Consider the following 22,065-nt stretch of genomic DNA (forward strand, 5'->3'; position numbering starts at 1 on the left):
GTCGTTGAGTATATAAGCAACAGTGAACTGCTCGGAGCAAAAACTCTGTTTGCGACACATTACCATGAGCTCACGGAGCTTGAGGGTAAGCTGTCGGCAGTCAACAACTACTGTATAGCGGTCAAGGAAGACGGAGACGACATAGTGTTCCTCAGAAAGATCGTCAAGGGCGGTGCCGACAGAAGCTACGGTATACAGGTTGCAAAGCTTGCCGGTGTGCCGGATGTCGTTATAGCGAGAGCAAATGAGATATGTAATCAGCTTATAGACAAGGACATAACCACCAAGCTGAAGGAGATAAAGGTTACAAATGATTTCAAGCCGAAGAAAGAAGACACCCAGATGTCAATGTTCGGCTCACTTGCCGAATCACAGGTGATCGAGGACATAAAGTGTGTTGATCTGTCCAACATGACACCTATGAAGGCGTTGCTTTATTTAAATGAATTGCAGGAGCGACTTAAATAATAAGGAGCGATAAGTAATGATAAAAGTATTAGACCAAAATACGATTAACAAGATAGCAGCCGGTGAGGTTATAGAGAAGCCGAGCTCGGTCATCAAGGAGCTTGTGGAAAATTCCATAGACTCAGGTGCCACAGCGGTAACCGTCGAGGTAAAGGGAGGCGGACTGTCATTTCTCAGAGTCACCGACAACGGAGCAGGTATAAAGAAGGATGAGGTCAAGCTTGCATTTCTCAGACATGCCACAAGTAAGCTTGTGACAGTCGAGGATCTCCTGAGTATCTCTTCTCTTGGTTTCCGTGGTGAGGCACTTGCAAGTATAGCGGCGGTTGCCCAGGTGGAGATGATAACCAAGACCGCTGATGATGTGACCGGTCTCAGATACCAGATACATGGCGGTAAGGAGATATCCAGCGAGGAGATAGGTGCTCCGGGTGGAACAACCATAATTGTCAGAAATCTTTTCTACAATACACCGGCGAGAAAGAAGTTCATGAAGACTGATGCCACGGAGACAAGCTATATCTACGACTTGATGTGCCGTATATGCATGTCACACCCGGAGATCTCATTTAAGTTCATTGCAAATGGAACAGACAAGCTGTTCACATCAGGCAATGGCAAACTCAGAGACATAATCTACCATATCTATGGAAGAGACATCACCTCAAATCTTCTTGAGATAAATGCGGAAAATGACTATATGAAGATCTCCGGATATATAGCAAGACCTTGTATATCAAGGGGCAACAGATCATTTGAGGGCTACTATGTAAATCACAGATATATAAAGAGTGCGGTGCTCACCAAGGCGATCGAGGATGCTTTCAGGACATTTGTCATGATACACAAGTTTCCATTCACCGAGATCAATTTCCAGGTGAGACCTGATCTCCTCGATGTAAATGTACATCCGACCAAGATGGAGTTGAAATTCGCCAACAGTCAGGATATATACAGCTTCACCTACAATGCCATAAGGGAGACACTGTTATTCAAGGAGCTCATTCCTGATGTGGCGCCGGGGAAGGATCCGAAGCCGGAGACCTTCAAGCAGAGGGATGTTGGCAAGGCACCGGAGGCGTTCGAGAATAAGAGGCGTGAGGCGATAGTCAGGGCAGAGGAGCGGACTGTACCGCAGAGTCAGCCTGAGCAGCATCGTCCGGCAGAACCGCAGAATCAGCCTGAGCAGCTTCGCTCGGCGGAGACGCAGACATCACCACAGCAGCTTTGCCCGATCGAACCACAGACATCATCACAGCCGGTCCACCCGGTTATAGAAATCATAGATGAGACTAGCAGCTCAAACAATAAAGGATCAGACGTCATAGATAATAACAAGATGGAGAAGCCGGCAGGAAACTACATATATGCGGATAGGAATAATGATCTTGAGAGAGAGATAGTACAAAACAGGAATGTGGTAAACGAGAGTCCGGCATATACAGCTCCGGCACCAGCTAGACCTTCGGTCACAGCGGCGACACAAGACTCAACAGTATCTGCAGCTTCAGATGCAGCTTATATTGAGGAAGCCGGGAAAAAATACGTACAGCAGGATATGTTCCAGGAGAAGTTCCTGACAAAGGAGGCCCGTGCGAAGCACAGACTCATAGGACAGCTTTTCAAGACATACTGGCTCATAGAGTACGATGGTAAGTTCTTCATAATGGATCAGCATGCCGCCCATGAGAAGGTTAAGTACGAAGAGCTTATGGAGAATTACAAGAATAAGAAGATATACTCACAGTATCTTATGCCTCCAGCGGTTGTTACACTCAGTGCCGCAGAGATAGAGTTTCTTCATGAAAATATGGAGATGTTCGAGGCACTTGGATATCAGATTGAGAACTTTGGAGGCAGGGAGTTCAAGCTGAACGCTGTTCCTGACAACCTGTTTGGCCTTGATGGCAGAGAGCTTTTCATAGACTTCATAGCGGATGCAAGCAGCAGTGCTAAAAAGGTGACCATAGATACATTTATACACAAGCTTTCCACCATGGCGTGCAAAGCTGCGATAAAGGGTAACACGGAGATAAGTTTTAAGGAGGCTGACGCACTTATAGATCAGCTATTAAAGCTTGAAAATCCATACACATGTCCTCATGGACGTCCGACTGTCATATCCATGACGGAGGCGGAGATTGAGAAGAAGTTTAAGCGAATAGTATAGGAGATAACAGGATGGATAAGAATATGAAACCACTGATAATCCTCACCGGCCCCACGGCTGTCGGCAAGACGGCACTGTCCATAGGACTGGCAAAGGCGGTGGACGGCGAGATCATATCCGCAGATTCTATGCAGGTATATAGAAAGATGAATATTGGAACGGCGAAGATAGAGCCGGAGGAGATGCAGGGGGTAAGGCATCATCTGATAGATATTCTGGATCCGGCAGAAGAGTTCAACGTTGTGCTTTTCAAGAAATATGCTCTTCGTGCTATGGAGGATATATATTCCCGTGGAAAAATTCCAATCATAGTAGGTGGTACCGGTTTCTATATCCAGGCTCTTCTGTACGATATTGATTTTGAGGAAAATGACAACGATATGTCATACAGGGAAAAGCTGCAGAACCTTGCAGATACCCACGGCAAGACATTCCTTCATGACATGCTAGCGGAGGTCGACCCTGAATCCGCTGAAAAGATACATGAGAACAATGTAAAAAGAGTGATACGGGCTCTTGAATTTTATAAAAAAACAGGTATGAAGATATCTGAACACAACGAGACTGAGTCGCAGAAGAAGTCACCATATAATTTTGAATATTTTGTGTTAAATGATGACAGACAGAAATTATATGATAGAATAGACAGACGGATAGATATCATGCTTGAGGCAGGGCTTCTGGACGAGGTAAAACTGCTTGTGAGCGAGGGTTACAGCAGGGAGCTGGTGTCCATGCAGGGGCTTGGCTACAAGGAGATAATCGATTATATTCAGGGCAGATGCACTCTGGATGAGGCAGTATATACGCTAAAGAGAGATACAAGGCATTTTGCCAAGAGACAGATCACATGGTTCAAGAGGGAAAAACATGTGACCTGGGTTGATAAAAGTGAGTATGACAGCGAGTCTGAAATATTGTCATTTATGCTGGACAGGCTTCGCGAAAAGGAGATTATACAGAGATGAAAGATATGTTAAAGGATTACTACAGATCACTGAATGTGGATGAAAAGGTGTTTGAATACTGCAACAGTGTGGAGGAGAAACTTAAGGATAGATTTGCAGCCATTGATGCTGTGAGTGAGCTTAACCAGCTAAAGGTCCTTAAGGCCATGCAGGACAACAGATTGTCTGAGGCACATTTTGCAGGCTCTTCGGGTTATGGTTATACGGATGACGGAAGAGATGCCCTTGAGAGGATATATGCAGACGTATTTCACACGGAGGATGCCCTTGTCAGGACACAGATAGTGTGCGGAACCCATGCACTCTGCACGGCCATGTTCGGTAATCTGCGCCCGGGAGATGAGATCCTTGCCATAGCGGGAAAGCCGTACGACACATTGGATGAGATCATTGGTATCAGGGAGTCAAGGGGGTCACTTGCAGAGTATGGTGTCACATATGCCCAGGTAGATCTGTTGCCGAACGGAGACTTTGACATTGATGGAATAAAGAATGCGATCAATAGCCGCACAAGGCTTGTGGAGATACAGAGATCCAAGGGATATGCGGTCAGAAAGACGCTGTCTGTACAGCAGATCGGTGAGGCCATAAAAGCGGTCAAGAGTGTAAATCCTGACATCATATGCATGGTAGACAACTGTTACGGAGAATTCGTACAGGATATAGAGCCGTCGGATGTGGGTGCCGATCTTGTGGTCGGTTCTCTCATCAAGAATCCGGGTGGCGGTCTTGCACCGATAGGAGGTTATATATGCGGAAAGAAGGAGTATGTGGAGAATGCTTCATACAGACTCACAACTCCGGGACTCGGCAAGGAGGTTGGAGCCTCACTTGGCAATACAAAGGCTCTCACTCAGGGACTTTTCATGGCACCTACAGTTACTGCAAGTGCGCTTAAGGGTGCGATATTTGCAGCAAATGTATACGAGGGACTGGGCTTTAAGGCTGTTCCTGACAGCACAGAGGACAGATACGATATTATTCAGGCTGTTGAGCTTCAGACTCCTGAGAGGGTCGTGGCATTCTGTGAAGGAATCCAGGCTGCAGCGCCGGTTGACAGTTATGTAAGACCTGAGCCTTGGGACATGCCGGGCTATGATTCACCGGTCATCATGGCCGCTGGAGCATTTGTGTCTGGTTCATCCATTGAGCTCTCAGCGGATGCACCTATGCGCTCACCTTACGCGGTATATTTTCAGGGGGGACTTACATATCCCCATGCCAAGTACGGCATAATAATGTCATTACAGAAAATGGTAGAAAAAAACCTTATAGTATGGTAGATTAATTAGTCAGCCATATAAAATTTTCTCTGGAGCTTGGAGAGGCGGAAGGAGGAAATATGGATAAAAATTATTGCAAAGAGAATTTTGCAGGAGGACTTTCGGTCTCCATGAAAGAAATGTCGGAGACTGAGAGACCGTATGAGAAGAGCTTTAAGTATGGAGTTGAGGTTCTCACAGATGCTGAACTTCTGGCAGTCATCCTCAGAACCGGAAGCAGGAAGGCAAATGCGCTGTCCACAGCCTACAGGATACTGGATGCCCATCCGGTCCACAAGGGTATAGTGGGGCTTAATTACCTGACTGTGAGTGAACTTGAAGAGATAAGCGGAGTTGGAAAGGTAAAAGCGATACAGATGAAATGTCTGGCTGAGATATCCAGGAGAATGGCCAGGGCTTCATTTAAGCCGTTTTTGTCGTTCCAGTCCCCACAGAGCATTGCGGATTATTTCATGGAGAACACAAGATATCTCGAAAAGGAATACGTGTATCTCCTCATGTTTGATGCGAAGCATAAGCTCATAAAGGATGTCCGCATTTCAGAGGGAACAGTGAACAGTTCGATGTTATCTCCGAGAGAGGTGTTTGTGGAGGCGCTCAGATACGATGCTGTCTATATCATACTTGTGCATAACCACCCATCCGGAGATCCGACTCCGAGCGGTCAGGATATAGATATCACCAGAGAGATGGACAGAGCCGGGGAACTGATAGGGATAGAGCTTTCAGATCATATTATTTTAGGAAATAACTGCTATGTCAGCTTAGCTGAGCGAGGTATTTTATAATGAAACGAAGACGAAATAGGAACAGAAAAAGAATAGAGATCACACCGAGATATTTTTTGCTTGGACTCACAGGCTTTTGCGTTGTGCTCATGCTTGTATCTCTCTTTGCGGGGGGAATATTTGCACCAGTGAGGAATTTTACCAACATATTTGTCCAGCCCATGCAGAAAGGGGTAAATACCATAGGCAGATGGGTTCAGAGCAAAACTGAGGCTTTCCAGAATTACGACGCACTGTTAAAGGAGAATGAAACACTCAAGGATCAGCTTGAACAGAGTCAGAAGCAGGTGGCACAGTACCAGCAGAATTCGTATGAGCTCGAACGTCTTCAGGCACTTTATGAGCTTGATCTCCAGTATTACGATTATAAGAAGACTGCTGCCAGGGTCATATCAAAGGATACCGGCGGATGGTTTCAGGTGTTCTATGTCGACAAGGGAACAGATGATGGTGTTGTCGAGGGCTGCAATGTCATGTATGGCAACGGCCTGTGTGGAATAGTCACAGAGGCCGGAAAGGATTATGCCAAGGTAAGAGCCATCATAGACGATACATCAAATGTAAACGGAATGATATTACCATCAGAGGCTATTTGTAATGTTGAGGGAAGCGCCAGCAATTATGAGAATGGCTATCTTATCGCTGAAAACATTGACAAGGACGCAGAGGTCGGAGTCGGCGATCAGGTCGTCACATCCTATGTGTCAAACAAATATCTGTCGGGAATTAACATAGGGTATGTAACAAAAATAGAGGAAGATTCCAACAATCTTACAAAGACTGCATATATCACTCCGGCATGTGATTTTTCAAAGATACAGGAGGTACTCATAGTCCTCCAGACCAAGAAAACTGTTTCGGAGTAGAAGTAAAGAGGTTAAACAGACATTGAGAAGAGTTATCACACTTGGATTATTAATCATAATATGTTTTGTGCTTCAGTCAGCACTTTTTCCATATATTTCAGTTGCGGGTGCGACTCCCAATCTGATGCTCATCCTCACGGTGTCCTTTGGACTTATGAGAGGTCGAAAAGAGGGAATGCTGGTGGGATTTTTCTGTGGCTTTTTATATGATCTGTACTTTGGCTTTGCCATAGGCCCTTTTATGATCATATATATGCTCATTGGATACTGTAACGGATTTTTCCACAGACTGTACCTCGTGGAGGATGTACTGCTGCCTATCATCATCATAACACTTGATGATTTCATATTTAATTTCATAACATTTATAATATTCTTTGTAATGCGTAACAGACTCAGTTTTGGGCTGTACATGAAGGATATTATTTTGCCGGATATGATATACACAGCCATACTTACGATGATAGTATTCAAGCTGTTTGTCTTTATAAACAAGCGGCTGAAGCGCGCTGAAAAAGGAAGTGAGACATAGTGATCAGAGATATATTAGAGATAATCAAAGATTTTATAGTAGAAAAGTTAAAGAGCCGTATTTTTTATGTCACTCTGTTTTTTTTGTGCCTGTCAGGCGTGCTTGTGTACAGATTGTTTAATCTTCAGATCATAAATGGAGAAAAATATCAGTCCAGCTTCCAGTACAAATCACTTAAGACGGTGTCGGTCAAGGCCACCAGAGGAAAGATTTTCGACTGCAACGGAAAACTGCTTGCATATAACGAATCTTCATACAATCTGAGTTTCACCAGCAATGCAGACCTCACTGAGGCGGCAGACAAGAAGAATATGTCGGTCAATGAGCTAAGAAATGAGATAGTTTATAAGACGATACTTATACTTGAGCAGAATGGAGACAGTCTGTCCGTGGAGCTTCCGATCAAGCTGGATGCAAATGGCAACATGAAATTCACGATAAGCGGCTCACAGCTCAATACATTTTATATGAATGTTTATGGTGCAAGCTCAGTTGATGCCCTCACCGATGCACAGAAGAATGCTACAGCAAGGGAAGTATTTGACTATATGAGAAGTGATGAACTTTTCAATATCTCGGGTGATTATTCGGATGCCTATGTGCTCAAGATCCTTGCCGTGAGATATGAGGTATGGCTCAACAGATACCAGCAGTACATGACAGTGGATATCGCCAACAATATAAGTCAGCAGAGCTATGCTGCGATAACTGAGAATATGGATACACTGCTCGGAATGGATGTGAGTATTGAATCAAACAGAGTATACAATGATGCAATATATTTTTCGCATATAATCGGATATATCGGCAACATTTCAAATGAGGAGCTCGAGGAGTACAATGCGAAGCTTGACGAGAATCAGCAGTATGATTCCAATGATATGGTTGGAAAGCTTGGTTTGGAACAGTCGTACGAGGATCAGCTTCGTGGTGTTGACGGTTCCCAGAAGATGTACGTTGACAACATGGGAAAAGTCCTTGAGATTATAGAAAAGACTGATTCTGTTGCAGGAAACGATATTTACCTCACACTTGACTCTGATCTTCAGAAATACTGCTACAACGCACTTGAAAAGGAATTGTCGTATATTCTCCTTGCAAATCTCAAGAACGTGACGACATCCAAGGAGAAAGAGGATATACCTATAACGGATGTGTACTCGGCATTCTTTGACAACAACATTATAGACATAAAGGCCCTTAATGCTGCGAATGCAACTGACAATGAAAAGAATGTGTACAACACATTTGTATCAAGCAAGCAGTACACACTCAATGCGCTTTCGGACATTCTGAAGAGCAGTCACACGGAACTGTATAATCTTTCGGATCAGTACAAGGATTATATGGAGTTTATATGCGAGACGCTGAGCTCAAACGGCATATATGACAGCAGTGCAGTGGATAAGGACAGTGACACATATAACAACTATGTAAATGACAAGATATCATTATATGAGTATCTGAAATACTGCATAAGCCAGGGAGTAATAGACATAACCGGCATTCAGACAAGCAGTGATTATTATGATACGGATGAGATATACAATGTTATTGTCGATTATGTACTCAAAGAATTTGAGGATGACTCCGATTTCGACAAACGAGTCTTCAAATATATGATATTATCAGGTGAAATAACAGGTTCCCAGGTAATATACCTGTTATACGACCAGGGAATCCTTAATAGTACAACAGACGAAGATTACGAGGAATTTACGTCAGGTGTCCTCAGCAATTTTGAATTTATTTACAGAAAGATCAAAAAGCTTGAGATAACACCTGCCATGCTTGCTCTTGACCCATGCTCGGGATCCATCGTGGTGGTCGATCCGGCGACAGGAACTGTAAGGGCTATGGTAAGCTACCCAAGCTACGACAACAACAAGCTCACAAATGTGATCGATCCTGACTATTATGCCAAGATAACAGAAGATAAGACGACCCCTATGTACAATCGTGCAACCATGCAGAGAACTGCACCGGGTTCCACATACAAGATGCTCATTGCTGCAGCTGGTCTGCAGGAGGGCGTTATAGACGTTGGATCAGTTATAACTGATTACGGTACATTCTCAAAGGTTGTTCCTTCACCGGCCTGCTGGCTCAGAAGCGGACACGGAACGCTTGGTCTCGCTGACGCCATAGAGGTATCGTGTAACGGTTTCTTCTATGAGGTTGGATACCGCCTTGCCACAGACAGCAAGGGAGTATATCAGGATGCACAGGGTATAGATAAGATACAGAAGTACGCTTCGTTATTTGGACTTGACCAGAAGTCAGGTGTGGAGATAGAAGAGATGGATCCGCATGTGTCAGATACTGATGCGGTACGTTCTTCTATCGGACAGGGTACAAATAACTATGCGCCTGTCCAGCTTGCCAGATATGTGACAACCATCGCCAATGAGGGCAACTGTTATGACCTGACACTGGTGAACGAGATAAAAAATATAGATGGAAGAACAGTGTATAAGAGTGACAACGTTCCTAAGAATACAGTTGATCTGACGGACAGCCAGTGGGCGGTCATAAAACAGGGAATGCGTCAGATGGTAAGTGAACACACAAGTCCATCGGCTCTTATAAATCAGATAAATGTCAATGTTGCCGGCAAGACGGGAACAGCAGAGGAGGATACCACAAGGCCGGATCACGCATTGTTTGTGTCATTTGCGCCTTATGAGAACCCTGAGGTCAGTGTAACATGTGTTATTCCACATGGATATACATCGGGTAACGCAGAGGAGCTTGCCGGAATGGTGTACGCATATATGTATGACCCTGACAAGCTTGATACGCTTGACATAACAGGAAACAACCAGATGTCAGATTAATTGAGATACCAAAGATATATCACAGAACCTGTGTGTAGGAAATAATATGACAGGAGCAGATGATATGGATGGTATGGACAGATTATCAATCAAGGCAGACAGATCAGGCATAGTTGTCTATGTACCGGCGGCTATGTCTGTAAATGATATCTGCTGCGATCTGTATTGCAGGATCCTCGATAATATAAGTGCCTTCCAGAAAAAAGGAACTGTATGTATATCTTTCAGGGGATGTACCCTGGAGCGTGGAGACACGGAGGAGATAATCAGTTTTTTAAACAGCATTGATAAGATTCATGTCAGATTTGCAGCTAAACCTGACATAGATCAATATACAGGTTCCGGTGTCCGGGATGATGGGGATCGTGAACCACAACAGGCAAAAGTCAGTATGGCTTTGCCGGATATGACTAAAACGCACAGTGACAATGAAAGACCATATATCTTCCGCGGCGACATAGGGAGAAAGCAGACCCTTGAGATCAGGGGAAATGTCATTATCCTCGGAGATGTTGCCAGGGATGCCAGGGTTGTATCCGGTAAGAATATCGTGGTCGTTGGGGAACTGGCGGGAGCTGCCATAGCGGGTAAGCTGGCGGCTGGAAACAATTTCATAATAGCGATGAGAATGTGCCCACAGCTTTTGCAGATAGGAAAAGCGAAAAGTACAGGAATCAGACTTCCGGGTGCAAAAAGAATGCCAATGATAGCTACGAATGATGAAGGGATTATAAATATAACCTACATATGATAGTAAATTTAGGAGGATTTTTATTATGTGTGAAGTTATTGTTGTTACATCAGGAAAAGGCGGAGTTGGCAAGACGACCACATCGGCGAACATAGGAACCGGTCTTGCGTCCCTCGGGAACAGAGTGGTGATGATAGATACAGATATAGGTCTCAGAAACCTGGATGTTGTGCTTGGCCTGGAAAACCGCATAGTCTATAATCTGATAGATGTAATAGAGGGAAACTGCAGATATAAGCAGGCTCTTATAAAGGCGAGGAACTACAACAATCTGTACCTGCTGCCTTGCGCGCAGACCAGGGATAAGACAGCGGTCAGCCCGGAACAGATCATCAAGCTCATAGACGAGATAAGAGACGAGTATGACTACATAATCATTGACTGCCCGGCCGGTATAGAACAGGGCTTTAAGAACGCCATAGCTGCTGCTGACAGGGCTGTCATAGTGACAACTCCCGAGGTCTCGGCCATAAGGGATGCAGACAGGATAATCGGTCTGCTCGAGGCGTATGGAATTGAAAAACAGCACCTCATAATCAACAGGATAAGATATGATATGGTCAAAAAGGGCAATATGATGTCCGTCGATGATGTGGTTGATATACTTGCAGTGGATCTGCTTGGAGTGATCGCCGACGATGAGGACATAGTCATATCGACAAACAAAGGAGAACCGGTCGTGTGCAGCAACACGAAATCGGGACATGCATATATGAATATATGCAGAAAGATAGTGGATGATTCCCTTGAAGTTGAAGATTATTATTCAGGGAAGAACCGCTCACTGCGTTCGCTTTTCAGACGTAAAAGAGCCTGAAGGGAGGAATATGGGGATGAATAAGATATATTTATATAACACAGGAAGTTATGCCAAAGAAAGGCTTATAAGCATGTTGGCTTCAGACAGGATAGGGTGTAATCCGGATTTCCTGGACGATATGAAGCATACCATAAAGCAGGAGATAGACAGATACATCAATGTAAAGGAATCAGATATCGATATCCAGGTCAAGGAGCGTATGCTAGTGGCATATATTCCATTGTTAAGCGTGGATACAGAGAAGAAGGATAACGAATATACATACAGAACAACAGGACGAGGATCAGTGAATTATGAACTTATTCAAGAAGGATCAACTGAACTTAAAACAATTCAGTCTTGATCAGGATCAAAAAAAATACAGTATACTGGATTACAATTTCAAATTGTTTTTCCTGATAATAGCAGCCATGGCCATGGGTACTGTGATCATAGTGAGCGTAGATGAGACAAAACTCACAAAGCAGTTGATCGGTGCCGGGGTGTGTATACTGGGAATGATAATAGTATCACTCATAGACTATAATTTCATATGCAAATACTATATGGTACTATACGCTGCAAATATAGTGCTGCTGGGACTTGTACTGGTGGCAGGATCAGGTGCGGATTCCCATGGAGCCAGCAGATGGTTCCAGATATCCGATTCATTTACCATACAGCCATCGGAGTTTGCCAAGATAATACTGATAATCTGCACGGCTGTTTTTCTTGAAAAACATGCGGATGATCTGAACACGGCAAAGACGCTGCTGAAGCTTGCAGCTTTCCTTGCAATACCGATCGGACTTATATTTGCCGAGCCGGATCTTTCAACCACGATATGTATATGTGCAACATTGTTTATAGTCATATTTATAGCGGGGCTCTCACTCAAGATAATAGGTATTGCGGTACTGATACTCATACCATTCTTTGGAGGCTTCTTCTGGTATATCCAGCAGGACAACCTGCCGCAGTTCCTGAACGGATATCAGAGACAGCGTATACTTGGACATATGTATGGAGGCGGATCCACCCAGGATCAGCAGAACAACTCTATCATGGCCATAGGATCGGGACAGTTGACCGGTAAGGGGATCAACAGCTCTGATGTGGCAACCGTAAAAGATACAAATCTCATATCTGAGCAGCAGACAGACTTTATATTCTCGGCAGTGGGAGAAGAATTAGGTTTCATCGGAAGTGTTATTATTATTGCAATTTTACTGCTCATAGTGTTACAATGTATTAGGGTTGCTAGGCGTTCCGGTGATAAAAAGGGAATGTATATAGCAACAGGTATGGCAGCACTGGTCAGCATCCAGTCATTTATCAATATTGGTGTTGCCACATCCATACTTCCGAACACGGGATTACCTTTGCCATTCATAAGTTACGGACTGAGTTCACTCGTCAGTTTGTGTGCCGGAATGGGCATGGTTCTCAATATAAATTTGCAAAAGAAAAAGTATTAGGAGGATTTTCATGAATATTGGTTTGATAGCACATGATGCTAAGAAAAAACTGATGCAGAACTTCTGTATAGCATATAGAGGAATTCTTAATAAGCATGAGCTTTACGCAACAGGAACTACCGGAAGACTTATTGAGGAGGTTACCAATCTTACAGTTCACAAATATATTGCAGGACATCTTGGCGGTGAGCAGCAGCTCGGATCACAGATAGAGAACAATGACATCGATATGGTCATCTTTCTGAGAGATCCTCTTCATCCAAAGAATCATGAACCTGATATAAACAACATATTTACATTGTGTGATACACATAATATTCCGCTTGCGACTAATCTGGCAACTGCCGAGCTCCTTATACTGGCACTTGACAGAGGAGATCTTGACTGGCGTGAATTCTACAAGTAAATATATTTCAGCACCGTTATCAGGCTGTTGAATATATTTCGGAGGTTATATTATGTTTAATCAAAGCAGAATAGGAAAATACATGCGAAGAAGTATCTCTTTGATACTTGTGTTGTCGATGGTCCTTCTGGCCGGCTGCGGAAACAAGACCTACAAAGCTGGAAAACAGCTCGACATAGGTGTGTTGCCTGATCTTCCGGTGTATGGGGAGCTCGGAATGGCATACGATAACGCTGTGATAGCACAGGGCGAGGAGATAGATGCCGCAAACTACAACGGATGTTATGCCGCTATGCTTGTCGATGAGACGACCAAGGATACCATAGTGGCCCATAATGTACATGGAAAGATATATCCGGCAAGTATGACCAAGATCATGACAGGTATACTCGTTATGGAGAGCATAGAAAAGGGAGATATATCCCTTGACGATGTGGTAACTCTCAACAGAAAGGTCACATTTGACGATTGGGATGCCATGGCCAGTGACCTGGTCGGAGGCTGCAGCCTGACGGTCAAAAACCTGCTGTACGGTCTCATGATAACATCATACAATGACTGTGGTGTTATACTTGCAGAGCTGATAGCCGGCAGCGAATCAGCATTTTGTGACATGATGAATGAAAAGGCGAAGGAGATCGGTGCTACAAATACCCACTTTGTCAACTGTCATGGACTTCACGACGATGACCATTACACTACAGCGTATGATCTGTATCTTATAATAAAGGAATTTTCAAAGCATGACCTTGCGTATGTGATAGATTCACTTGATACATATGATTTCACATACACGGATGCAGATGGCAATGAACAGGTGGTAACCATAGAGCCGACAAATGAATTCTTAACTGGTGAGGTAAATTTTCCAGATGGATACTCGATAGGTTCGTGGAAGACCGGAACCACAGAGGAGGCACTCAACTGTCTTATCATGGAGCTTAAGAACGATTCCACCGGTGAAGAGTATATTGCTCTTGTAGCCGGAGCAGATGGAAAAGAGGCACTGTACAGCGCCATGACTGAACTTATAAATAAGGCAAAGTGATGTGTGTATCTGACATATATGATACGGACATTATTTGTATAAATTTTACATCAAGATTCAGGAGGCATGAAAAATGATTCACATTATTGCAGGAGATAAGGGTAAGGGAAAGACAAAGGCACTGATAGATAAGGTCAACAATGAAGTAAAGGTTGTTTCCGGTACGGTAGTATTTCTTGATAATAACAACAAGCATCTCTATGAGCTCAGCAACAGAGTCAAGATGATCAACTGTACAAGCTATGGAATTAGCAAGCTGGATTCGTTCACCGGATTCGTGCGAGGAATAATCTCCCAGAACAGTGATATTGAGAAGATTTATATAGATAATTTTAAGACGGTTGCATACGTTGGAGAGTCACATATCGTTGAGGCATTGGACGAGATAAAGAACATATCCGATATGTTCAATGTTGATATAGTGATCTGTCTGGCAACAGATGTCAATGACGTACCAGAGGATTTCAAGGACTGCGTTATTGCGGCATTATAAGCTGGATGCCGCCTTATATTTCAGATAGAATGTGGTTGGCATATGTATGTTGCCAGCCATTTTCTGTGCCAGAGTAAATTACGGGAGACATATTATGGCGACAATAAAACGAAAAAAACAAAAGACAAAGATCGAACTTCCAAAGCTTAAAATGCCGGGCTTTGGAACATTCCTTTTTGCACTCGTATTCATATATATACTCATCAGGGTCGTTGCGTATGTTAATGATTCTGATCCGATAATATTCACGGTTGAGCAGAGTACGTACGATACTGATTTCACGGCTACAGGGCTTGCGGTAAGAAGTGAGACTGTCATAACCGCCTCGGCGACGGGAACACCATGCTACTATATAAGAGATGGCGAGAAGGTATCCAAGGGTGCAAATATATATGCCATTGACAGCTCGGGCTCCATGCAGGCAGCAATGAGCGACATGCAGGAGAATGGTTCAGCACTTCTCACGAGCGCAGATTACACAAGTCTGAACAATCAGATAAAGATGTTCAAAAATGGATTTTCGGCATCCAATTTTGGTAATGTATATAATTTCAAGACAAGCATCGACAACAAGCTTTTAGAGCTCTATGAGGAGCTTGCTCTTGAGCAGGTCAGCAATGGTTCTTCATCATTTTCACTTGATGCCCAGAAGGCGCCGTTCAGCGGACTTGTCACATACTATCAGGATGGATATGAGAGCGTCGATGTGAAGAATCTGACACCTGAGCTTTTTGATAAAACTGTGTATACAAAACAGTCACTCAAGTCAGATGGCCAGGTTTCTGCGGGCAGCGCTGTATGTAAGCTTATCAACGATGAGGAATGGAATATTGCCATATCGCTCAGCAAGGATGAATTTGAGAAGGTTACACAGAATGAATACGCTTCATTTACCATCAATAATTCGAGCAGAAAGATCAGATCGACATACGATAAGATCGAAAAAGATGGTCATTATTATATAGTGGTATCATTCAACAAATATATCGCGCAGTATGTAAATGAAAGATTTCTGGACATCAACTTCATGTTCGAGGAATCCAGCGGTCTGAAGATACCGGCTTCATCCGTAATAACAAAGGATGTATATATGATACCTGTGGATTACCTGACAGGAGGCAGTGGTGATTCAGATCTGACTCATTTTAATCAGGTAACATATGGCAATTCGGGAAGCACTTCAATAAAACAGATATCACCGATAATATATTTTACCGACAAGAGATTCTGTTATGTTGATCCGTCAAGTATAGATTCGGATGCGGTACTGCAGAAGAATAATTCCAAGGAGACATTTTCCGTTGCCACAGCCGCCAAGTATACGATGGATGGTGTTCTGTGTGTATCAAGAGGAACTGCGGAATTCAGAAGAATAGAGGTTATCGTATCGGGTGATGATTACTCGATCATCAAGCCGGATCTTTCATATGGAATATCCAGATATGACAGAATATTACTGGACGGACATTCCATGAAAGAGGGAGAGCTTATATATCAATAGTACAGACACAGGAGATGATAATATGCTTAAAGAAAATTACGAAAAAGTAAAAGAGAACATAGTCAGGGCATGTGAAAAGGCCGGCAGATCACCGGAGGATGTCACTCTGATTGCCGTTAGCAAGACAAAGCCTTTGTCAGATATAGAGGAATTGCTCAGTGATACGAATGCCGTTGATTTTGGTGAGAATAAGGTTCAGGAGCTTGTGGACAAATACGAGAATGTCTCAAGACCTGTAAACTGGCATATGATAGGTCACCTGCAGACGAACAAGGTAAAATATATTGTAGATAAGGTGTGTATGATACACTCCGTTGATTCGTTAAATCTTGCCAAAACCATTGAGAAGGAGGCTGCAAAGCATGATGTCACAGTCAAGATTCTCATTGAGGTAAATGTTGCACAGGAAGAAACAAAATTTGGACTGTCATGCGACGAGGTACTTCCGCTTATCCAGGAGATAAAAGATTTCCCTCATATCAGGGTTAAGGGTCTTATGACTATCGCTCCATTTGTGGATGATCCCGAGGACAACAGGGTCTATTTCCGCAAATTGAAAGATTTATCACTTGACATACAATCTAAAAGCATTGATAATATCGATATGAGCGTCTTGTCGATGGGTATGACAAACGACTATGAAGTTGCAGTTGAAGAAGGTGCAACGTTGGTTAGAGTTGGCACGGGAATATTCGGTGCCAGAAATTATAATATTTAAAGGAGAACAATCATGGCAAAGGGAAATACAAAGAAAAGTTTTCTTGATTATTTCAAATTAAGTGATTCAAGCGACGATGACTTTGATGATGATTTGTTTGATGAAGATGAAGATGACTATGAAGATGAAGACGATATGGACGATCGCTTAGACGATGAGTACGATGATGAGGATGATTACGATGCGCCTCAGACAGAGTCCAGAGTGAAGGCTTCACCGCTCAAGTCCTTTAATAAGTACAAAGGTTCTGCATCATCTGACAATGGATCGGCCAGATCAAAAGCTGCAAGATCTTCTCATGGTCAGCAGTCAGGAGCAGGTAATGGAAAGCTCGTATCGATCAACAGCAGATCCAGAGCAATGGATGACAGTGAAGTATTTGTTATCAAGCCGGACGAGTTTGACGATGCGCAGATGATAATCGATCATCTCAATCGAGGACAGATAATCGTAATAAACATGGAGGATCTTGATCTTCCAACTGCACAGAGAATAGCGGATTTCATTGGAGGAGCAAGTTATGCTGTGGATGGTCTGTTTCAGGCTATTTCGGGCAACATATTCCTTGCCACACCTAATGGAACCTACGTATCTGGTGATTTAAGAGAGGAATTGGCTGGAGGATCTCTTCAGGGGGAAACTCTTTCAAGTAAGGCAACTTATTAATATATGTTTTTACGGGGGATTACATATGCTTACACCAGTTGATTTACAACAGAAGAAGTTCACGCATGGAATGGGATATGCGCGAAAAGATGTAGATGCATTTTTTGACATAGTTGTGCTCAGCTACACAGAACTGTATAAGTCCAATGCAGATCTTACCAATCAGGTGAAAACTCTGACTGACAGTTTAGTACATTACAGAACAACCGAGTCAAAGCTCCAGAAATCTCTCATGCTAGCAGAGAAGAATGCTGAGGAGTCTACAAAGAACGCCACTGATAAGGCGAGACTGATAGAGAATGATGCCAAGATCAAGGCTAATAATATAGTGCAGGAGGCCAGGGAGGAGCTTGAGCGCATAGAGGGAAGTATTGATGGAATAAAACAGCAGTACAAGGACTATGTATGTGCATTCAAGGCTCTGATGGAAGCCCATATGAATTACCTTGCCCAGAATCCTATCAATGAGGAGATGGGACTTAATTTCGACGATGTATTAAGCGAGGGCAGTTCAAATGCTTCTTATTCACAGTCGACACAGAGCGCAGCTATGAATTCGTTTATGAACTCCTATGACGGCGATCCACAGGGCCGCGAGGAATCAACTCTCGGATCAGGAGGCGGCTCAGCCATGGGTGATTCAACACTTGGCGGTGCCGGTGGCGGAAGTGTTACAAGTGATTCGTCTGTATACACAAAGAATCTTGGCGGTAAGTCATTTGTTAATCCATTTGGAAACTAACAATATATTTTATACTAATGGAGAATGTTTATATGTGTAATGCACTCACAGTTCATCTGAATGATGAACCAATCTATGACATTTTCTTTGCAAACGATTTTAATTCCCTGCCTGAGCTTTTAGCCGGACAGGGAATTGCTGATAGAAGGGTATGTATCGTTACAGAGAGTAATGTTGCGCCTCTTTATCTCGATGAGATCAGGAATCAGCTTGATGGAAAATGCAAAGAATTGATATCTATTATATTTGAGGCCGGTGAGTCTCAGAAGAATCTTGATACAGTAAAGATGATCTACGAGAAGCTTATTCTTGCAAAGTTTGACAGAAAAGATCTTCTGGTGGCTCTTGGAGGCGGCGTGACGGGCGATATAACCGGATTTACTGCTGCAACGTATCTCAGAGGCATAGACTTTGTACAGATACCTACAAGTCTTCTGGCACAGGTGGACAGCAGTATTGGTGGAAAGACAGGCGTTGACTTTGATTCATATAAGAACATGGTCGGAGCCTTTCACATGCCAAAGCTTGTGTATATCAATGTGTCAACACTCACCACGTTATCCGATGAGCAGTTTATTTCGGGAATGGGAGAGATCATAAAACATGGACTCATAAAGGATTCTGCATATTTTGACTGGCTTATAGAAAACCACGACAGAATACTTGCAAGGGATAAGGATGTCCTGATGGAGATGATCAGGGTGAGCTGCAACATCAAGAGAGTTGTTGTGGAGAACGATCCTACGGAGAAGGGCGACAGAGCTCTGCTCAATTTTGGACATACTCTTGGACATGCCATAGAGAGATACCTCGACCTTAAGCTGAGTCATGGGGCATGTGTCGGCATCGGATGCTGCCTTGCGTCTGTTATCTCATACAATAGGGGTGACATCACAGAGGACGAGCTTCATAAGATCATACATGCATTTGATATGTTTGGTTTCCCTACTCTCAAGGACTACCCTGTCGATGCAGATGCTGTCATAGAGTACACTAAGAACGATAAGAAGATGGTTGGGGACAAGATAAAATTTATCCTTCTTCACACTATTGGCGATGCATATATCAATACCAATGTCGTTCCTGATGATATGAAAAAGGCATTTGAGTGGCATTGATGTTCAAAGGAGGAACGGATATTATGAAAAAGAGAATACCGATGGCTATACTTGCCATTATTATTCTTACAGCTTTAGATCAACTGGTGAAACATCTCATATCAACCAACTTTCAGGTTGGACAGACAAGGAAAATAATCGATGGAGTTTTCCAGCTCAACTATGTTCAGAACAGAGGTGCGGCCTGGGGAAGTTTCTCAGGTAAGATCGTTTTCCTGCTTGCGATAACATTTGTGATCCTGCTTGCGGCTATATATGTATACATCAGGCTTGCAGGCAATCAGGAAAAGAAATATACACCGCTCAGGATATCACTGGTATTTCTCATATCGGGAGCTGTCGGCAATATGATCGACAGAGTTGCCCGTGGATATGTGGTTGACATGTTTGACTTCTGCCTTATTAACTTCCCGGTATTCAATGTCGCAGATATATTTGTCACATGCAGTTTTATTGTTATAGTTATTCTGGTGCTGTTCAAGTATAAGGATGATGAGCTCTCAGAGATCATACACCAAAAACAGACAGATGGACAGGAATAGTATATGGAAGAATATAACATCGAAGCCAGCGACGACTGGGCAGGGAAAAGAATAGACAAGGTTCTCAGCGGGTATTTCAGCGATTATTCGAGATCTTTCATAAAGAAGTTATTTGATGACGGATATATTCAGGTCAACGGTAAGGCTTCAAAGCCGAGCTACAGTGTACGTACCGGAGATATTTTTGATATATCTGTGCCGGACCCGGTCAGCATTGACATTGAGCCTGAGAATGTACCGCTCGACATCATATATGAGGATGATGATGTGATACTTGTGAATAAACCAAAGGGAATGGTGGTCCATCCGGCACCGGGACACTACAGTGGGACTCTGGTCAACGGACTGATGTACCATTTTAAGGATTCCCTTTCCGGTATAAATGGAGAATTCAGGCCGGGAATCGTTCACAGGATAGATATGGATACAACAGGTGTACTTGTGGTGTGTAAGAACGATAATGCCCATAGATCATTGTCTGAGCAGCTTCACGAGCATAGTATAACCAGAAAGTATTATGCCATAGTCCATGGAAATATCGCACAGGATGATGGTACTGTGGATGCGCCGATCGGAAGAAGTCCTAAGGATCGGAAGAAGATGGCGATCAATACCAGAAATGGCAGACATGCCGTCACACATTACAGAGTTCTGGAGCGTTTTGGAGGAAAGTATACCTTTATTGAGTGTCAGCTTGAGACCGGCAGGACACATCAGATCCGAGTTCATATGGCATCCATTGGACATCCCATACTTGGGGATGAAGTTTATGGACCGAAGAAATGTCCGTTTAAGCTGCAGGGACAGACGCTGCATGCTGGTATTCTCGGTTTTGAACATCCCTCAACCGGGGAATACGTTGAGTTCAAGGCTGATCTGCCGGAATATTTTGAAGATCTTATAAAGAAGCTAAAACTGTTAAATTAATATAATGTAACAAACGAGTATAGACAATTGTCACAAATTACGTGCAATTGTCTATACTTTTTTATTTACAGTTTATTGTATAAATGTTATAATAACCCATATAGGAATTTAAGTATTTTGTACATAAGTAATATATTTTGATATTTCTTACATGGAGAATACGAGAAGATGGGAGTGGTTACTATGGCAGAGAAGAAGATTATTACTATAGGTAGACAGTTCGGAAGTGGAGGCAAGCAGATCGGAGAAGCTCTTGCAGAAAAGATGAACATACCATTTTATGACAAGGAGTTACTTAAAGAGGCAGCAAAGAACAGTGGAATATGTGAAGAGATTTTTGACAGCTTTGACGAAAAGCCTACGAATAGCTTTCTTTACTCACTGGTGATGGATCCATATTCACTGGGATTTGGCAGTTCAACAGAGCTTCCTCTCAACCACAAAGTTTTCCTTGCGGCATTTGACACCATCAAGAATCTTGCAGAGAAAGATGGTTCATGTGTATTTGTCGGCAGATGTGCTGATTACGCACTCAGGGATCTGGACAACGTGGTGAATATATTCCTGTATGCAGACATGGATGACAGAACAGCCAGAATCGCCAAGAAGTACAACATAAGTGAATCGAAGGCCAAGGATATGATCAAGAAGGAAGACAAGGCCAGAGCTTCATATTACAACTATTATACATCCAAGAGATGGGGCGAGATGAAGGGATACGACATATGTATCAATACTTCGAAGTACGGCATAGATAAGACGATAGATCTGTTGTATGACATTGTAAATAATTATTGATCTCAGTCATGATTATTATTGAAAATTGTAATATATCATCATAATAATGTCATTATAAAATCTTGTATATAAAAAATGACAGTAGGTTGTGATATGTACCCAGAATCCTGGACACATATTTATGAACTAGGCTGAACACATGGATGCTATCCTGTATTGTACAGGT

23 protein-coding genes are annotated in these 22,065 nt (G+C 43.1%); all 23 read left to right on the plus strand.

The features are described from left to right. Positions 1-468, plus strand: a 468-nt coding sequence (locus tag ABUA34_RS03060; protein WP_502880258.1) for a MutS-related protein, incomplete at its 5' end; no start/stop codon positions are given. A gap of 16 nt (positions 469-484) precedes the next feature. Beyond that, positions 485-2,638: a DNA mismatch repair endonuclease MutL gene (mutL, locus tag ABUA34_RS03065; RefSeq protein WP_349822811.1), complete on the plus strand. Its 2,154-nt coding sequence runs from the start codon at positions 485-487 to the stop codon at positions 2,636-2,638. An 11-nt stretch (positions 2,639-2,649) separates the two neighbouring features. Beyond that, positions 2,650-3,606, plus strand: a complete 957-nt coding sequence (gene miaA / locus ABUA34_RS03070; protein WP_022216480.1) for a tRNA (adenosine(37)-N6)-dimethylallyltransferase MiaA — start codon at positions 2,650-2,652, stop codon at positions 3,604-3,606. After that, positions 3,603-4,889: a methionine gamma-lyase family protein gene (locus ABUA34_RS03075; protein WP_055272995.1), complete on the plus strand. Its 1,287-nt coding sequence runs from the start codon at positions 3,603-3,605 to the stop codon at positions 4,887-4,889. Before miaA ends, ABUA34_RS03075 begins: the two co-directional genes overlap by 4 nt. 59 nt (positions 4,890-4,948) lie before the next feature. After that, on the plus strand, positions 4,949-5,677 hold the full coding sequence (radC, locus tag ABUA34_RS03080) for a RadC family protein (protein WP_015534923.1): 729 nt from the start codon (positions 4,949-4,951) through the stop codon (positions 5,675-5,677). Then, positions 5,677-6,543, plus strand: a complete 867-nt coding sequence (mreC, locus tag ABUA34_RS03085; RefSeq protein WP_349822812.1) for a rod shape-determining protein MreC — start codon at positions 5,677-5,679, stop codon at positions 6,541-6,543. The genes radC and mreC overlap by 1 nt, the downstream gene beginning before the upstream one ends. A gap of 22 nt (positions 6,544-6,565) precedes the next feature. Beyond that, positions 6,566-7,075 (plus strand): rod shape-determining protein MreD, encoded by a 510-nt coding sequence (gene mreD / locus ABUA34_RS03090; RefSeq protein WP_022216476.1) that lies wholly within the window; start codon positions 6,566-6,568, stop codon positions 7,073-7,075. Next, complete coding sequence (locus tag ABUA34_RS03095; RefSeq protein ID WP_349822813.1) at positions 7,075-9,912, plus strand: penicillin-binding transpeptidase domain-containing protein; 2,838 nt, start codon at positions 7,075-7,077, stop codon at positions 9,910-9,912. The genes mreD and ABUA34_RS03095 overlap by 1 nt, the downstream gene beginning before the upstream one ends. A gap of 46 nt (positions 9,913-9,958) precedes the next feature. Further along, entirely contained in the window at positions 9,959-10,663 is a 705-nt protein-coding gene (locus ABUA34_RS03100; protein ID WP_055144455.1) for a septum site-determining protein MinC, read from the plus strand. A gap of 25 nt (positions 10,664-10,688) precedes the next feature. After that, complete coding sequence (gene minD, locus ABUA34_RS03105) at positions 10,689-11,480, plus strand: septum site-determining protein MinD (RefSeq protein WP_022216474.1); 792 nt, start codon at positions 10,689-10,691, stop codon at positions 11,478-11,480. Between the two features lie 16 nt (positions 11,481-11,496). Next, a complete protein-coding gene (locus tag ABUA34_RS03110) occupies positions 11,497-11,826 on the plus strand; it encodes a cell division topological specificity factor MinE (RefSeq protein ID WP_015534928.1) in 330 nt (109 codons plus the stop codon). Then, positions 11,777-12,940, plus strand: a complete 1,164-nt coding sequence (locus ABUA34_RS03115) for an FtsW/RodA/SpoVE family cell cycle protein (protein ID WP_117548965.1) — start codon at positions 11,777-11,779, stop codon at positions 12,938-12,940. Before ABUA34_RS03110 ends, ABUA34_RS03115 begins: the two co-directional genes overlap by 50 nt. Positions 12,941-12,950: 10 nt before the next feature. Then, positions 12,951-13,346 carry a methylglyoxal synthase gene (locus ABUA34_RS03120; RefSeq protein WP_022216472.1) on the plus strand — a complete coding sequence of 132 codons (396 nt, stop codon included), beginning with the start codon at positions 12,951-12,953 and terminating at the stop codon, positions 13,344-13,346. 52 nt (positions 13,347-13,398) lie between these two features. After that, a complete protein-coding gene (locus tag ABUA34_RS03125; RefSeq protein WP_349822814.1) occupies positions 13,399-14,394 on the plus strand; it encodes a D-alanyl-D-alanine carboxypeptidase family protein in 996 nt (331 codons plus the stop codon). Between the two features lie 73 nt (positions 14,395-14,467). Further along, on the plus strand, positions 14,468-14,887 hold the full coding sequence (locus tag ABUA34_RS03130; protein WP_015534931.1) for a hypothetical protein: 420 nt from the start codon (positions 14,468-14,470) through the stop codon (positions 14,885-14,887). A 94-nt stretch (positions 14,888-14,981) separates the two neighbouring features. Further along, positions 14,982-16,388, plus strand: a complete 1,407-nt coding sequence (locus ABUA34_RS03135) for a biotin/lipoyl attachment domain-containing protein (RefSeq protein ID WP_118649142.1) — start codon at positions 14,982-14,984, stop codon at positions 16,386-16,388. 22 nt (positions 16,389-16,410) lie between these two features. Continuing rightward, a complete protein-coding gene (locus ABUA34_RS03140; RefSeq protein WP_349818356.1) occupies positions 16,411-17,106 on the plus strand; it encodes a YggS family pyridoxal phosphate-dependent enzyme in 696 nt (231 codons plus the stop codon). A 12-nt stretch (positions 17,107-17,118) separates the two neighbouring features. After that, a complete protein-coding gene (locus tag ABUA34_RS03145) occupies positions 17,119-17,772 on the plus strand; it encodes a cell division protein SepF (protein ID WP_015534935.1) in 654 nt (217 codons plus the stop codon). 25 nt (positions 17,773-17,797) lie between these two features. Continuing rightward, the gene (locus ABUA34_RS03150) at positions 17,798-18,514 is read left to right on the plus strand and encodes a DivIVA domain-containing protein (RefSeq protein ID WP_015534936.1); all 717 of its coding nucleotides are present in this window, start codon (positions 17,798-17,800) and stop codon (positions 18,512-18,514) included. A gap of 32 nt (positions 18,515-18,546) precedes the next feature. Then, the gene (gene aroB / locus ABUA34_RS03155; RefSeq protein ID WP_015534937.1) at positions 18,547-19,632 is read left to right on the plus strand and encodes a 3-dehydroquinate synthase; all 1,086 of its coding nucleotides are present in this window, start codon (positions 18,547-18,549) and stop codon (positions 19,630-19,632) included. A gap of 23 nt (positions 19,633-19,655) precedes the next feature. After that, positions 19,656-20,174 carry a signal peptidase II gene (lspA, locus tag ABUA34_RS03160; protein WP_015534938.1) on the plus strand — a complete coding sequence of 173 codons (519 nt, stop codon included), beginning with the start codon at positions 19,656-19,658 and terminating at the stop codon, positions 20,172-20,174. 3 nt (positions 20,175-20,177) lie between these two features. Further along, positions 20,178-21,101: an RluA family pseudouridine synthase gene (locus ABUA34_RS03165; RefSeq protein ID WP_238050268.1), complete on the plus strand. Its 924-nt coding sequence runs from the start codon at positions 20,178-20,180 to the stop codon at positions 21,099-21,101. A gap of 183 nt (positions 21,102-21,284) precedes the next feature. Continuing rightward, positions 21,285-21,899 (plus strand): cytidylate kinase-like family protein, encoded by a 615-nt coding sequence (locus ABUA34_RS03170; protein ID WP_238050269.1) that lies wholly within the window; start codon positions 21,285-21,287, stop codon positions 21,897-21,899. Positions 21,900-22,065: the final 166 nt, after the last annotated feature.

It is taken from the genome of Coprococcus sp. RTP21428st1_C9_RTP21428_210409, assembly GCF_040227395.1.
In the GTDB taxonomy this organism is placed as follows: Bacteria; Bacillota; Clostridia; order Lachnospirales; family Lachnospiraceae; genus Coprococcus; species Coprococcus aceti.

What these genes read in the sequence shown, in the direction of transcription:
- mutL (WP_349822811.1), top strand. Translation starts at nt 485, where the DNA reads ATGATAAAAGTATTAGACCAAAATACGATTAACAAGATAGCAGCCGGT.
- miaA (WP_022216480.1), top strand. Translation starts at nt 2,650, where the DNA reads ATGGATAAGAATATGAAACCACTGATAATCCTCACCGGCCCCACGGCT.
- ABUA34_RS03075 (WP_055272995.1), top strand. Translation starts at nt 3,603, where the DNA reads ATGAAAGATATGTTAAAGGATTACTACAGATCACTGAATGTGGATGAA.
- radC (WP_015534923.1), top strand. Translation starts at nt 4,949, where the DNA reads ATGGATAAAAATTATTGCAAAGAGAATTTTGCAGGAGGACTTTCGGTC.
- mreC (WP_349822812.1), top strand. Translation starts at nt 5,677, where the DNA reads ATGAAACGAAGACGAAATAGGAACAGAAAAAGAATAGAGATCACACCG.
- ABUA34_RS03100 (WP_055144455.1), top strand. Translation starts at nt 9,959, where the DNA reads ATGACAGGAGCAGATGATATGGATGGTATGGACAGATTATCAATCAAG.
- minD (WP_022216474.1), top strand. Translation starts at nt 10,689, where the DNA reads ATGTGTGAAGTTATTGTTGTTACATCAGGAAAAGGCGGAGTTGGCAAG.
- ABUA34_RS03110 (WP_015534928.1), top strand. Translation starts at nt 11,497, where the DNA reads ATGAATAAGATATATTTATATAACACAGGAAGTTATGCCAAAGAAAGG.
- ABUA34_RS03115 (WP_117548965.1), top strand. Translation starts at nt 11,777, where the DNA reads ATGAACTTATTCAAGAAGGATCAACTGAACTTAAAACAATTCAGTCTT.
- ABUA34_RS03120 (WP_022216472.1), top strand. Translation starts at nt 12,951, where the DNA reads ATGAATATTGGTTTGATAGCACATGATGCTAAGAAAAAACTGATGCAG.
- ABUA34_RS03125 (WP_349822814.1), top strand. Translation starts at nt 13,399, where the DNA reads ATGTTTAATCAAAGCAGAATAGGAAAATACATGCGAAGAAGTATCTCT.
- ABUA34_RS03130 (WP_015534931.1), top strand. Translation starts at nt 14,468, where the DNA reads ATGATTCACATTATTGCAGGAGATAAGGGTAAGGGAAAGACAAAGGCA.
- ABUA34_RS03135 (WP_118649142.1), top strand. Translation starts at nt 14,982, where the DNA reads ATGGCGACAATAAAACGAAAAAAACAAAAGACAAAGATCGAACTTCCA.
- ABUA34_RS03140 (WP_349818356.1), top strand. Translation starts at nt 16,411, where the DNA reads ATGCTTAAAGAAAATTACGAAAAAGTAAAAGAGAACATAGTCAGGGCA.
- ABUA34_RS03145 (WP_015534935.1), top strand. Translation starts at nt 17,119, where the DNA reads ATGGCAAAGGGAAATACAAAGAAAAGTTTTCTTGATTATTTCAAATTA.
- ABUA34_RS03150 (WP_015534936.1), top strand. Translation starts at nt 17,798, where the DNA reads ATGCTTACACCAGTTGATTTACAACAGAAGAAGTTCACGCATGGAATG.
- aroB (WP_015534937.1), top strand. Translation starts at nt 18,547, where the DNA reads ATGTGTAATGCACTCACAGTTCATCTGAATGATGAACCAATCTATGAC.
- lspA (WP_015534938.1), top strand. Translation starts at nt 19,656, where the DNA reads ATGAAAAAGAGAATACCGATGGCTATACTTGCCATTATTATTCTTACA.
- ABUA34_RS03165 (WP_238050268.1), top strand. Translation starts at nt 20,178, where the DNA reads ATGGAAGAATATAACATCGAAGCCAGCGACGACTGGGCAGGGAAAAGA.
- ABUA34_RS03170 (WP_238050269.1), top strand. Translation starts at nt 21,285, where the DNA reads ATGGCAGAGAAGAAGATTATTACTATAGGTAGACAGTTCGGAAGTGGA.